At 68.7% G+C, this 12,565-nt stretch carries 11 protein-coding genes; 7 read left to right on the top strand and 4 right to left on the bottom strand.

Translation table 11 applies throughout. The features are described from left to right. Positions 1-5: 5 nt before the first annotated feature. Together ftsH and glmM are read left to right on the top strand one after the other, a co-directional pair. Entirely contained in the window at positions 6-1,925 is a 1,920-nt protein-coding gene (ftsH, locus tag ASG40_RS10000) for an ATP-dependent zinc metalloprotease FtsH (protein ID WP_055884442.1), read from the top strand. A 168-nt stretch (positions 1,926-2,093) separates the two neighbouring features. Continuing rightward, positions 2,094-3,446: a phosphoglucosamine mutase gene (gene glmM, locus ASG40_RS09995; RefSeq protein ID WP_055884762.1), complete on the top strand. Its 1,353-nt coding sequence runs from the start codon at positions 2,094-2,096 to the stop codon at positions 3,444-3,446. An 11-nt stretch (positions 3,447-3,457) separates the two neighbouring features. On the opposite strand, the gene ASG40_RS09990 is transcribed toward glmM, so the two are convergent. Beyond that, positions 3,458-3,790: an MmcQ/YjbR family DNA-binding protein gene (locus tag ASG40_RS09990; protein ID WP_055884439.1), complete on the bottom strand. Its 333-nt coding sequence runs from the start codon at positions 3,788-3,790 to the stop codon at positions 3,458-3,460. 295 nt (positions 3,791-4,085) lie between these two features. Here ASG40_RS09990 and ASG40_RS09985 point away from each other — a divergent pair, with 295 nt between their 5' ends. The 3 genes from ASG40_RS09985 to ASG40_RS09975 all read left to right on the top strand — a co-directional run bounded on the left by ASG40_RS09985 (position 4,086) and on the right by ASG40_RS09975 (position 6,335). Continuing rightward, positions 4,086-4,994: an outer membrane protein gene (locus ASG40_RS09985; RefSeq protein WP_055884434.1), complete on the top strand. Its 909-nt coding sequence runs from the start codon at positions 4,086-4,088 to the stop codon at positions 4,992-4,994. Positions 4,995-5,206: 212 nt separating this feature from the next. Beyond that, positions 5,207-6,037 (top strand): outer membrane protein, encoded by an 831-nt coding sequence (locus tag ASG40_RS09980; protein ID WP_055884432.1) that lies wholly within the window; start codon positions 5,207-5,209, stop codon positions 6,035-6,037. Positions 6,038-6,065: 28 nt separating this feature from the next. Beyond that, complete coding sequence (locus ASG40_RS09975) at positions 6,066-6,335, top strand: hypothetical protein (protein WP_055884427.1); 270 nt, start codon at positions 6,066-6,068, stop codon at positions 6,333-6,335. Between the two features lie 7 nt (positions 6,336-6,342). Here ASG40_RS09975 and ASG40_RS09970 read toward each other — a convergent pair whose 3' ends face one another. Next, positions 6,343-6,891, bottom strand: a complete 549-nt coding sequence (locus ASG40_RS09970) for an HNH endonuclease (RefSeq protein WP_055884423.1) — start codon at positions 6,889-6,891, stop codon at positions 6,343-6,345. A 777-nt stretch (positions 6,892-7,668) separates the two neighbouring features. Between ASG40_RS09970 and ASG40_RS09965 the strand changes: the two genes are divergently transcribed. Then, positions 7,669-10,317, top strand: coding sequence for a DUF3772 domain-containing protein (locus ASG40_RS09965; protein ID WP_055884759.1), 2,649 nt, complete (start codon positions 7,669-7,671; stop codon positions 10,315-10,317). A 59-nt stretch (positions 10,318-10,376) separates the two neighbouring features. Further along, on the top strand, positions 10,377-10,805 hold the full coding sequence (locus tag ASG40_RS09960) for a CAP domain-containing protein (protein ID WP_055884754.1): 429 nt from the start codon (positions 10,377-10,379) through the stop codon (positions 10,803-10,805). Between the two features lie 42 nt (positions 10,806-10,847). Here ASG40_RS09960 and ASG40_RS09955 read toward each other — a convergent pair whose 3' ends face one another. Together ASG40_RS09955 and ASG40_RS09950 are read right to left on the bottom strand one after the other, a co-directional pair. Then, positions 10,848-11,681 carry an OmpA/MotB family protein gene (locus ASG40_RS09955; protein ID WP_055884421.1) on the bottom strand — a complete coding sequence of 278 codons (834 nt, stop codon included), beginning with the start codon at positions 11,679-11,681 and terminating at the stop codon, positions 10,848-10,850. An 18-nt stretch (positions 11,682-11,699) separates the two neighbouring features. Further along, positions 11,700-12,473, bottom strand: coding sequence for a motility protein A (locus ASG40_RS09950; RefSeq protein ID WP_055884418.1), 774 nt, complete (start codon positions 12,471-12,473; stop codon positions 11,700-11,702). Between the last annotated feature and the right edge of the window lie 92 nt (positions 12,474-12,565).

Raw genomic sequence — 12,565 nt, 5'->3', positions numbered from 1 at the left:
GATCGATGAACCCCAATTTCCGCAACTTCGCCTTGTGGGTGGTGATATTCCTTCTCGTTCTCGCGCTGGTGACCCTGTTCCAGAACCCGGGTCATCGCGGCGGCGGAAGTGAGATCGCCTACAGCCAGCTTCTCAACGACGCCGACGCCGGCAAGATCCAGACCGTCGTGATCTCGGGCCAGGACGTCAGCGGCACCTATGTCGGTGGCGGCACCTTCAGCTCCTACGCGCCCAACGACCCGAGCCTCGTCAACAAGCTCCAGAGCAAGGGCGTCCAGATCACCGCCCGGCCGCCGTCCGACAACACCCCCTGGTTCATCCAGCTCCTCGTGAGCTGGCTGCCGATCCTCGTCTTCATCGGTGCCTGGATTTTCCTGTCGCGCCAGATGCAGTCGGGTGCCGGCCGCGCCATGGGCTTCGGCAAGTCGAAGGCCAAGCTCCTCACCGAGGCTTCCGGCCGCGTTTCCTTCGAGGACGTCGCCGGCGTCGAGGAAGCCAAGGAGGACCTGCAGGAGATCGTCGAGTTCCTGCGCGACCCCCAGAAGTTCCAGCGCCTCGGCGGCCGCATCCCGCGCGGCGTGCTCCTCGTCGGCCCCCCCGGCACGGGTAAGACCCTGATCGCCCGCGCGGTGGCGGGTGAGGCCAACGTGCCGTTCTTCACGATCTCCGGTTCCGACTTCGTCGAGATGTTCGTCGGCGTCGGCGCCAGCCGTGTGCGCGACATGTTCGAGCAGGCCAAGAAGAACGCGCCCTGCATCATCTTCATCGACGAGATCGACGCGGTCGGCCGCCATCGCGGCGCCGGCCTCGGCGGCGGCAACGACGAGCGTGAGCAGACCCTCAACCAGCTGCTCGTTGAAATGGATGGGTTCGAGGCCAACGAGGGCGTGATCATCATCGCGGCCACCAACCGGCCCGACGTGCTCGACCCCGCCCTGCTGCGTCCGGGCCGCTTCGACCGCCAGATCATGGTGCCCAACCCCGATGTCGTCGGCCGCGAGCGCATCCTGCGCGTCCACGTCCGCAAGGTACCCCTGGCGCCGGACGTCGATCTCAAGGTCATCGCGCGCGGCACCCCGGGCTTCTCCGGCGCCGACCTGATGAACCTCGTCAACGAGTCGGCCCTGCTCGCGGCGCGCCGTGGCAAGCGGATCGTCACGATGCACGAGTTCGAGGACGCCAAGGACAAGGTGATGATGGGCGCCGAGCGGCGCACCCTGGTCATGACCGAGGACGAGAAGCGCCTGACCGCCTACCACGAGGGCGGCCATGCCATCGTCGCCTTCAACGTGCCGGCCACCGATCCCGTCCATAAGGCGACGATCATCCCGCGCGGTCGTGCGCTCGGCATGGTCATGCAGCTGCCGGAGCGCGACAAGCTCTCGATGAGCTACGAGCAGATGACCTCGCGTCTTGCCATCATGATGGGCGGCCGCATTGCCGAGGAGATGACCTTCGGCGCCGACAAGGTGACCTCGGGCGCCCAGTCCGACATCGAGCAGGCCACGCGTCTGGCCCGCATGATGGTGACCCGCTGGGGCTTCTCGCCCGAACTCGGCACAGTGGCCTACGGCGAGAACAACGACGAGGTGTTCTTAGGGATGTCGATGGGTCGTCAGCAGACGATCTCGGAGGCCACCGCCCAGAAGATCGACGGGGAGGTTCGCCGCCTCGTCGAGACCGGCCTCGAAGAGGCTCGCCGCATCCTGGCCGAGCGCAAGGACGACCTCGAGGCCCTGGCACAGGGGCTGCTCGAGTACGAGACCCTGTCGGGCGACGAGATCAAGGGCCTGCTGGCCGGCAAGCCGCCGATCCGCGACTCCGGCGACGGCCCGACCCCGATCCGCGGCTCGTCGGTTCCCTCCGCCGGACGTGGCCGGCCGCGCGAGAGCGACGGCGGGCTGGAGCCTCAGCCGCAGGGCTAACGCCGGCGGCGGACGAGAGACCCAGGGGCGGCGGGTGAAGACCCGCCGCCCTTTTTCGTATCGCCGTCCAGGCCGTCGGCGGGTCGATTCACCATCGATTCGCCATGCTTGGATACCAGCCGTCCAGACGGATGAAGTACGAGGACCGGGCAACCGGGGATGGGCGACGTGCGCAAATATTTCGGAACCGACGGCATCCGGGGACTGGCCAACGGCGTGATCACGCCGGAACTGGCGCTCAAGGTAGGGCAGGCCGCCGGCCTGGTGTTCCAGCGCGGCGACCACCGCCATCGCGTCGTCATCGGCAAGGACACCCGTCTGTCGGGCTACATGATCGAGACCGCGCTCATGGCCGGCTTCACCTCCGTGGGGATGGACGTGCTCCAGCTCGGTCCGATGCCGACGCCGGCCGTGGCCATGCTGACCCGCTCGATGCGCGCCGACATCGGCGTGATGATCTCGGCCTCGCACAACGCCTATGAGGACAACGGGATCAAGCTGTTCGGGCCGGACGGGTTCAAGCTCTCCGACGAGGTCGAGCGCGAGATCGAGGCCTTGATCGACGGCGCCCTGCACAAGCGGCTGGCCGGCTCCCTCGATATCGGCCGGGCCAAGCGGATCGAGAGCGTGCACGCCCGCTACATCGAGTTCGCCAAGCGCACCCTGCCGCGCCAGGTCACCCTCGACGGCCTGCGCGTGGTGGTCGATTGCGCCAACGGCGCCGGCTACCGGGTCGCGCCCGAGACCCTGTGGGAGCTCGGTGCCGAGGTCATCGCCATCGGCGTCGAGCCGGACGGCTTCAACATCAACCGCGGGGTCGGCTCGACTGCGCCGGCGGCGCTGGCCGCCAAGGTCCGCGAATTGCGCGCCGACATCGGCATCGCGCTCGACGGCGACGCCGACCGCGTGCTGATCGTCGACGAGAAGGGCCAGACGGTCGACGGAGACCAGCTCATGGCGGTGATCGCCCGCTCGTGGAAGGAAGACGACCGGCTGACCAAGCCCGGCATCGTCGCCACGATCATGTCGAACCTCGGCTTGGAGCGCTATCTGGCCGGCATCGACCTCACCCTGGCGCGCACGGCGGTGGGCGACCGCTACGTCCTCGAGCATATGCGTGAGCACGGCTACAACCTCGGCGGCGAGCAGTCCGGCCACATCATCATGTCCGACTACGCCACCACCGGCGACGGCCTCGTGGCCGCCCTGCAGGTGCTCAGCGTCGTCAAGCGCCTGGAACGGCCGGTGAGCGAGGTCTGCCACTGCTTCGATCCGTTGCCGCAGATCCTGCGCAACGTCCGCTACGGCGCCGGCGAGCCGTTGAAGCAGGACACCGTGGTGACCGCGATCGAGCACGCGCGCTCGCGCCTGGGCAATGCCGGACGCCTGGTCATCAGGCCCTCGGGCACCGAGCCGGTGATCCGGGTGATGGCGGAGGGCGACGACCGTGGCCTCGTCTCCGCGGTGGTGGACGACGTCGTCGATGCGGTCGCCCGGGTGGCGGCCAAGGCCGCCGCCTGAGGGCCGGCGCCTCAGGGCGATTCGTCGTCCAGGAGAGCCGGCGCGAGGCGGCGCCAGGCCGCCAGCAGGACCAGACCGACGAACGCCTCGTCCGCGTCCCACAGATCGAGGTTGGTCCAGCCCCGGCGACCCCAGGCTCCCTCGATGGGCGTGAGCAGGCCGGGTGCCTCCTCGTCGAGGGTGGCGATGTCGGCCGGCGTGAGCCGGACCACCAGACGCTCCTCCTCCAGCCACAGGGTCGCGAAGATGCGTCCGGCGAGGCGGAAGTCGGGGTTGCCGTTGTGGGCGCCCTCGACCACCTCGGGCAGCCTCGATGCCAGCCGGGTCACGTCCGTGGCGAGCATGATCTGACTCTTTCCTTGAGGTGTCGGCGGACGGGAGCTGCCGTCCGCACGGGCGAGAGGGATTCCATCGCCGGGATTCTACGTCCGGTAGACATGTCCCGCGAGGTGTTTCGGCCAGGGTGTTGATGGCAGCCCTGATCTTCGTGCCGACATGAACAGAGGGTTAAATTCAGTAACGCGGCACTAGGGATAACTTTTAACGTTAAGCCTGATTTAACCTCTTGGGGACATCCTCCAACTCGTCATCCAAGCCGGCGCCCGAGCTTCCGGCACGCGATCGAGTAAAGGACACCCCATGCGCCGCTCCAAGCTCTCCGCTTTGGCGCGCTCGATCACGCTCCTTGTGAGCGTGGGAGCGCCATGCCTCGCCCAGGCCGCCGACCTCCTGCCCCCGCTGCCCCCCGAGCCGCTGCCCCCGCCGATCGAGATCGGCGGCGGCTGGTACCTGCGCGGCGACGTCGGTGTCGGTGCGGTCGAAGTCTCCAAGATCAAGACCATCATCCCGGGCGGCGGCGCGCTGCCGCCGGCCTACGGCATCGACCAGAAGGCGGTCTCCGAGCAGTACTTCGCCGGCGGCGGTGTCGGCTACCAGTTCAACGCGTTCCTGCGCGGCGACATCACGGGTGAGTACCGTGGCGGCAGCCGGATCAGCTTCAGCGACAGCTTCAACGCTTTCGACGGCAACGGCCGCCAGATCTTCGATGGCCAGGGCCGGCCCTACAAGTCGATCAACTTCTACAACGGCAACATCTCGTCGGTGGTCGTCATGGCCAACGGCTACATCGATCTCGGCACCTGGTACGGCGTGACGCCGTTCGTCGGCGGCGGCGCCGGCTACGCCTTCCACAAGATGTCGGGCTTCCACGATGTCGGCGCCGGCGGCGCCACCGGCGGCTTCGGCTACGCCCCGGACAAGAAGTCGTCCAGCTTCGCCTGGGCGGCGCAGGCCGGCCTCGCCTATGCCGTGACGCCCAACGTCAGCCTCGAACTGGCCTATCGCTACATGAACCTCGGGACCGTGAAGTCCGGCAACGTCGCCTGCTTCAACGATCCGGGCTGCGGATACGTCAGCTACCAGGCCAAGGAGATCACCTCCCACGACGTGAAGCTCGGCATGCGCTGGCTGCTCGGCGGCGTCGGTGTCGCCGCCCTGCCGCCGCTGGCCCCGAGCTACGAGCCCGGCCCGCTGGTGCGCAAGTACTGATCGCAGACCCGTTCCGCCGCGAACGGCGACCGGGAACTCGAGACGAGGGCGACGCGGACATCGGGTCCGCGCCGCCCTTTTTGCTGTCGGAGCGATCCCGATCGCCGCCCGAGAAATGCGATCCCGGCAACCGGTTATTAAGGTTACCCAAGTAGAACGGGACAACAGGCTCAGCACGCCTCCCTAGAGGCCACGCCTTGAGGACGATCCCCATGCGTACCCTGATTGGTTTCCTCGTCGCGGGACTGGCCGCTTTCGGAGCTCCGGCGGCCCAGGCGGCCGATCTCGACTACGGCGTCCTGCGCGGCGCGGAATACGACACTCCGGTGCAGACCGTCGATTGGACCGGCGTCTATGTCGGCGGGCACGGCGGCTACACCGGAACCAGTGTGGGCTTCGGCAACGCCGGCCGGTCCGAGATCGCCCAGATCGTGAGGGGATTGCGGGTCGAGGCGGAGTACGGCGTGTCCGGAAGCAACCGCCTGCGGTCGAAGAACGGACGCGGCGGCTCCTTCGGTGGATTCGCGGGCTACAACATGCAGTTCGACGATACCGTCGTCGGCATCGAGGTCGATTACACCAGCCTGAACCAGTCCGTCGCCTCGTCCGACAGCCTCGGCCGCAACGTGACGCTGAGCAACGGCCTCTACGACAGTTTCGCGATCGCCACTCGTTCGAGCGCGAAGATGATCGACTACGGCACGATCCGGGCCCGCGGCGGCTTCGCCTTCGGTCCGTTCATGCCCTTCGCCACGGCGGGTATCGCCTTCGGCCGGGCCGAAGTCCGCAACCAGGTCCAGGTGAGCCTGCGGGAGTACACCGACAACACCCGGACCACGCTCGTGGGTGCGCTCGACCAGTCGGGCGGCGGCGGCGCGAAGGAGAAATATGCCCTCGGCTTCGCGGCGGGCGGCGGCATCGACTACGCCATCACCTCCAACGTCTTCCTGCGTGCGGAATACCAGTACATCCAGTTCGCCGACTTCGGGGACCAGAAGGTCCACCTCAACACCGTCCGCGGCGCGCTCGGCGTGAAGTTCTGATCCACCGGCCGCTCAGCGAGACGTCTCCATGATCCGCACCTTCATCCTCGGCACCGCCCTGGCGCTCGGCCTGGTGTCGCTGGCCCAGGCCGACGGTTTCGAGCCGGGCCGCGAGCCGGGCTACGACCGGCCGCGTGTGCAACGGGTCGTCCATCACCGCCGTCTCATTACGGTGCGGCGGCGCTACGTGACGCGGCACGTGTATCACGAGCGGCACGTCCGCCCGATCGCACCGGGTGGCCTCACCCACTCCCTCAACGTGCCGATCTACAACGTGCCGCCGCGCCGGTTTCCCTGAGACCGGCTCAGCTCTCGAGCTCGCTGTCCCAGTACAGGTAGTCGAGCCAGGTGTGGTGGTAGTCGCGGTGGTCGAACTCCGGCTGGCGGTGGTGCAGTTCGTACCGGGTCGGCCGGCGCGGCTCGTTCAGGAGCGGCATCTCGGCTTCCGCGGGCGTGCGGTTCGACTTGCGCAGGTTGCACGGGGAACAGGCGGCGACCACGTTCTCCCAGCTCGACAGGCCGCCGCGTGAGCGCGGCACCACATGGTCGAAGGTCAGGCCGCCCGAGGGCAGGCGCAGGCCGCAGTACTGGCACGAGAACGTATCGCGCAGGTAGATGTTGTAGCGGGTGAAGGCCGGGCTGCGCGCCAGCGTGACGTAGTTCTTCAGCGCCACCACGCTCGGCACCCGCAGCGACCGGCTCGGCGAGCGCGCCTCGGTATCGTAGGTCGCCACCAGGGTGACGCGGTCGAGGAACAGCGCGGTGAAGGCGTCCTTCCAGGACCACAGCGAGAGCGGATTGTAGGAGAGCGGCCGGTAATCCGCGTTCAGCACGAGCGTCTGGAGGTCGAGCATCGGCGCTACTCTCTGTACGGTTCGCTGATGGGACAACGCGTCGAACGCGTCGAAGGCGCCGTCCCATCGCCATCGCAGAGCGTGACCCGCTCGCTCGGGCGCGAGTCCCATGACCCACCCGGCAAGCGGGGAGGGCGGCGCCATGGCCGGGACGGGGGAGGGGACGGAACGGATGGCACCGGCCAAAAGCGGTCGCATCGGGCGAAAACGCCCGGCGCGTGGCGGGGATCATCGGCACGGACGATCGGCGCCACCTCCTCGCACAGATACGAAAAGGCACGGTCCATTGCGCGGTAGTCTAATATCAGCGTGACAGGCTTGTGAAGGTTGCCCGTGTCGACTGCGACGTCACACACACAGTTCGTCCGCTGCGGCTCTCCCAGGAATGCCGGGCCCGGGAATGCCGGGCCTCGGAATGATGGGCTTCGGAAGGCTAGGCTCCGTAATGCCGGGCCTAGCCGCGCCCCCGGCGATCCCGCCCTGTCTCCACCGCATCGCCGGGAGCACCGTTTCGCCCCATTGCTTGGCGAGAGACGGCGCGTGTCACGGTGCTGCCCTCGCGGCACGGGGTCTGCGTTCCGCCGGGTCCCGGATCGGTGACGAACGAATCCGACGAGAGTCGGCGCCGGGAGCCGGCGCCCCGAAAGGAACGAGATGGGTCAGGCCATATCGCGCATCCACGCCATCGTCCGGGATCGATCCGGTGAGAGGTCGTCGTGCTTGCGCCGGTCCTGGCGCGACGCGGTGGTCGCGATCTCCGCCGTCCTGCTGTTCGGCATGACGCCCGGGGCGCTCCGGGCCCAAGAATCGGCGGCTCCGGCCGAAAAGGCCAGGCCCGCGACGGCGGGCAAGCCAAGCGAAGGCAAGCCGAGCGAAGGCAAAGCGACAGAGACCAAGCCGACTGGCGCCGGCACGACGGCCGGAAAGCCCGCCGACAAGGCGGTCGAGGAGGAGGAGGTCGAGGAGAAGCCCGTCGTCTCCGAGATGATCCAGGGGATCCGCGACCGGCTCGACAAGGCCAAGCAGGATCTCGACGCCCGCGAGAAGATCGTCTCCAGCCGGACCGCGGCCGCCGGCGACCTCCTGCGCGCCCGCGACGGCCTCGATACGGTGGCCGACGGGATCCGGCGCATCATCGACCTGACGCAGCCGCGCCTCGATGCCGCCCGCGAACGCCTGAACCAGCTCGGCCCCAAACCCAAGGATGGCGAGGAGGGCGACGACGTCGCCAAGGAACGCTCCGAGCGCGAACACGCCGTCGCCGAGATCGACGAGACGCAGCGCCTGGCGAAATCGCTGCTGGTGCAGAGCGAGCAGATCCTCGACCAGGTCTCGAACCGGCGCCGGGCCGCCTTCACGCGCGGCCTGTTCGAACGGTCCTCGCCCCTCGTCAGTCCCGACCTGTGGATGCGGGTGACCGCCGACATTCCCCGCGACCTGCGGGCCCTGCAGAGCGCGGTCACCGACCTGCCGGACCTTTTCACCCGCAACGGCACGCTCGGCAACCTGCTGCTGCTGGGCGTCGCCTTCGGCATCTCGGGCGCCCTGTACTTCGGGCGCCGCAACATCGCGCCGCGCTTCGGACGCCGGGGCAAGGCGGTGGTCGATCCGCCCCGGCGCCAGCGGCTGATGGCGGCCTGGCGGGTGTTCCTCGTTGGCACCGTGCCGGCGCTGGCGGGAAGCTACGCCGTCTACTACGCCCTGGACGCCACCGACCTGATGCCGCCGCGCCTGATGCCGATGGCCGGCGCCATTCTGATCGGGCTGGCCTTCGTCGCCTTCGTGCAATCCCTGTGCGACGCGTTGCTCTCGCCGGACAAGCCGTCCTGGCGCCTGGCGCCGGTGAGCGACGCGGCCGCCTCGCGCCTCACGCTCCTGGCGGTGAGCATCGCCGTCGTGATCTCGGTGGTGAAGACGATCGAGGCCTTGAATTCCGGCATCTCGGCCGCGCTGCCGGTCTCCATCGCCACCCGGGGCATCGGGGCGCTGGCGACCGTGCTGATCCTCGCCATCGGCCTGCATCGCTTCGCCGACACGCAGGACGAGGAGGAGGCCTGCCTCGGCCCCTACGTGCCGCCGGACAACGCCACCACCATCGGGGGGCCGGCCCGGCTGCTCGGCTGGGCGGTGGTGGCGGGCGTCGGCGCGGCGACGACGGTGGGCTACGTCGCCTTCTCGTCCTTCCTCATCGACCAGATCGTGTGGACGGCGAGCCTGTTCGCGCTCCTCTATCTGCTGACGGCCAGCGCCGACACCTTCATCGGCGGCTCGCTCACCGAGCAGACCCGGGTCGCCACGGCCCTCCAGGCCAACACCGGCCTGCGCAAGCGCTCGATCAACCAGATCGCCGTGCTGGCCACGGGCTTCGCCAGGGTCGCGCTGGTACTGGTCGCGATCCTGCTGGCATTGGCGCCGTGGGGACTCGATTCGACGGACGTGCTCACCTCGGTGCGCACGGCCTTCTTCGGCTTCAAGGTCGGCGACGTCACGATCTCGCTCTCCACCATCGCGCTCGCCATCGGCATCCTGGTGCTCGGCGTGGTGGTCACCAAGGCGATCACGCGCTGGCTGGAAAAGACCTACCTGCCCGCCACCGACCTCGACGCGGGCCTGCGCAACTCGATCGCCACGGTCACCGGCTATTGCGGCTTCCTGCTCGCCCTCGCCCTGGCCTTTTCGTACCTCGGCCTCAGCCTGGAGAAGCTCACCATCGTGGCCGGCGCCCTGTCGGTCGGCATCGGCTTCGGTCTCCAGTCCATCGTCAACAACTTCGTCTCGGGCCTGCTCCTCCTGTGGGAGCGGCCGATCCGGGTCGGCGACCAGGTCGTCATCGGCGACAGCGAGGGCATCGTGAAGCGCATCTCGGTGCGCTCCACCGAGATCCAGACCTTCGACCGCTCGGCGGTGATCGTGCCGAATTCCAACCTGATCTCCGGCATCGTCAAGAACCGGGTCCGCGGCGACCGGACCGGGCGCGTCAGCATCTTGGTCAGCGTGATGCGCAACCAGGACCCGGTCCGGGCGGCCGAAATGATCACCGCCTGCGCCACCGCCCATGCCGACGTGCTCAAGTCGCCGGCCCCGCGCGTCGTCTTCCGCAAGATCGGAGACCCGTTCCTCGACTTCGAGTTGCTCGCCTGGATCACCGACGTCGATTTTGGCACGCGCGTGCAGAGCGACCTCAACTTTTCCGTGTTCAAGGCGTTGTCCGCAGCGCAGATGATCCCGGACCTCGGACCGGGATCGAGCGTCGTCACCGTCCAGGGATTGGAACCCGTGCAGAACGCCCTCGGCCAGATCGCCACCGCCTTCGCGACGAGTTCGGCGGCGCCCGCCGCGACGGGCGCGCCCGGAGCGACGACCCCCGAGGACGGGGACGACGCAGCACCGGCCTCGCGGCGGCGGCCCGCGCGGGCCTCGTCGTGACGCGCGCGCGGCGCTTCACCGCCGCCATCCTCGCGGGTGCCCCGTTCCTGTCGGGCTGCATGGCCGACCGGTCCGAACCGGCGCCGACCCTGTACCTGGCTCTGGCGACGCCCGCGGCGCAGATCGATGCCGCCACCGCCCGCGACATGATCTCGGCCTATCGCGCCAGGACCGGCCTCGCGCCGCTGGCCCTCGACCCGGACCTCCAGCGCCTGGCCCAGGCCGAGGCCGCCGCCATGGCGGTGGCGGACAAGCCGAGCCGGGCCGAGACGGTCAAGAACGCGGTGGGGCGCCTGGGCTACGTCGGCGCCGAGGCCAACCTCTCGGCCGGCTACCATACCCTGGCCGAAGCCTTCTCGGGCTGGCGCGAGAGCAAGGGGCACGACGCCGTCATGCGCGCGCCCGGGGCGCGGCGGATGGGCATCGCCACCGCCTATGCGCCGAACTCGAAGTACAAGGTCTACTGGGCGCTGCTGGTCGCCGAATAGGACGACCGGCCCGGCTCGTGATGGGCGTCGGCGGCGGCGGCCTCAGGGAATCCCCTTGGTCCACGGCGTCGGGGCCGATTCGCTGAGCAGGGTCACCGTCACCCTCCGGTTGGCGGAGAGGTAGGGGTTGTCGGGAAACAGCGGCTCGGTGTCGGCCTTGCCGCTGACGGAGGCGAAGCGATCGTCGGGCACGCCGGCATTGGCGAGGATCTCGCGCACGGTGATGGCGCGGTTGGCCGAGAGTTCCCAGGGCGGAACCGACGTGCGGGCGCCGGGGCGATCCGTGGCGGTGAAGCCGGTGATCGCGATACGGTTGGCCATCCGCCGCAGGGTCGGCGCCAGCTTTTCGAGGAGGCGGCGGGTGCGGTCGTTGGGCCGGCTCGACCCGTCCGGGAACATCGAGGCGCCGTCTTGGTCGACGAGCGTCAGGTCGAGGCCGCGCTGGGTCGGCGTGACGATGATGTTCTTCGACAGTTCGGCGACCTCCGGCATGTCCTGCAGCGCCTGGCGCAGGCTGGCGGCGGCCAGGCCCGCTCCGTCGCGATAGCCCGCATCCGGGATGCCGTCTTCCTGGATGGCGTCGGTTCCGGGCGGTGTCGGGCGGTCGGTGGCGTTCTCGGGGGCGATGTCGCGCAGGTTCTTGACGCGTTGCGCGCTCGGCAGCCCGTCCTTCTCGATGATGCCGGCGAAGCGCGATTCCTTGGTCGTGCCGAAGGCGTCGCGCATCGAGCCGGCCACCATCTGCAGCTTCTTCTGGTCCTGCGTCGAATAGGCGGCGATCATGACGAAGAAGCTCATGAGCAGCGCCATCAGGTCGGCGAAGGTCACGAACCAGCCGTGGCCGCCGTGCGCGCCGCCGCGCTTCTTCTTGGCCACCGCCGCCTCCCGTGGTCGTCAGGCCGCTTCGGCCGAAAGGTCTTCGCGGTGGTTGTGCGGCAGGTAGGCGATCAGCATCTCGCGCACGAGCGAGGAGCTCTTGGCGTCGCGGATGAGCAGGATCCCGTCGATGATGAGGGAGCGCGAGACGTCCTCCTCCTCGAGCTTCATGTGGAGCTTGTCGGCCAGCGGCAGCGTGATCGCGTTGGCGAGCAGCGCCCCGTAGAGGGTGGCGAGCAGCGCGGTCGCCATGGCGGGGCCGAGCTTCGAGGGATCGGACATGTTGGCGAACATCGTCACCATGCCGAGGATGGTCCCGATCATGCCCCAGGCCGGGGCGCAGTCGCCGAACGCCCGGTAGATCTTCGAGCCCTCGTCGAGGTGCATGAGAAAGTTGTCCCGGTCGCGCTCCATCGTGTCGCGGATGAACTCGCGGTCGTAGCCGTCGGCGATGTAGCGGGCGCCCTGGGCGAGGAACGGGTCGGAGATCTCCATGCTCTCGAGGGCCATCGGGCCGGACTTGCGCACCACGTCGGCGATCTTGGTGATCTCCTCGATGAGGTCGCGCGGCTTGATCGCCCGCATGGTGAAGGCGTAGCGCAGGCCCATCGGCAGGCCGTGGGCGATCGTCGAGAACGGGAAGCGCATCATCGTCGCGGCGGTGGCGCCGCCGAAGATCACGATCACCGCGTGCTTGTCGAAATAGGCGGCGAAATTGCCGCCGTCGATCATGATCAGGACGAAGACGGTCGCGATTCCGCCGAGCAGACCGACAGCGGTTGCGAGATCCATGGCGGGCAAACCTGAGCGACGGAGACGCGCCGGAAACGGACGCCGGGCGTAAGCCCCGTGCACAGACTTAGGTGGACGCGGTGAACGAACCG

This window comes from Methylobacterium sp. Leaf399, assembly GCF_001424525.1.
In the GTDB taxonomy this organism is placed as follows: domain Bacteria; phylum Pseudomonadota; class Alphaproteobacteria; order Rhizobiales; family Beijerinckiaceae; genus Methylobacterium.
Note: the sequence above shows the minus strand (reverse complement) of the source record. Positions and strands in the feature narration are given on the sequence as shown.

Excerpts from the sequence above, each read along its gene's own strand:
- ftsH (WP_055884442.1), top strand. The coding sequence starts at position 6 with ATGAACCCCAATTTCCGCAACTTCGCCTTGTGGGTGGTGATATTCCTT.
- ASG40_RS09980 (WP_055884432.1), top strand. The coding sequence starts at position 5,207 with ATGCGTACCCTGATTGGTTTCCTCGTCGCGGGACTGGCCGCTTTCGGA.
- ASG40_RS09985 (WP_055884434.1), top strand. The coding sequence starts at position 4,086 with ATGCGCCGCTCCAAGCTCTCCGCTTTGGCGCGCTCGATCACGCTCCTT.
- ASG40_RS09970 (WP_055884423.1), bottom strand. The coding sequence starts at position 6,891 with ATGCTCGACCTCCAGACGCTCGTGCTGAACGCGGATTACCGGCCGCTC.
- ASG40_RS09975 (WP_055884427.1), top strand. The coding sequence starts at position 6,066 with ATGATCCGCACCTTCATCCTCGGCACCGCCCTGGCGCTCGGCCTGGTG.
- ASG40_RS09960 (WP_055884754.1), top strand. The coding sequence starts at position 10,377 with ATGGCCGACCGGTCCGAACCGGCGCCGACCCTGTACCTGGCTCTGGCG.
- ASG40_RS09950 (WP_055884418.1), bottom strand. The coding sequence starts at position 12,473 with ATGGATCTCGCAACCGCTGTCGGTCTGCTCGGCGGAATCGCGACCGTC.
- ASG40_RS09990 (WP_055884439.1), bottom strand. The coding sequence starts at position 3,790 with ATGCTCGCCACGGACGTGACCCGGCTGGCATCGAGGCTGCCCGAGGTG.
- ASG40_RS09965 (WP_055884759.1), top strand. The coding sequence starts at position 7,669 with ATGACGCCCGGGGCGCTCCGGGCCCAAGAATCGGCGGCTCCGGCCGAA.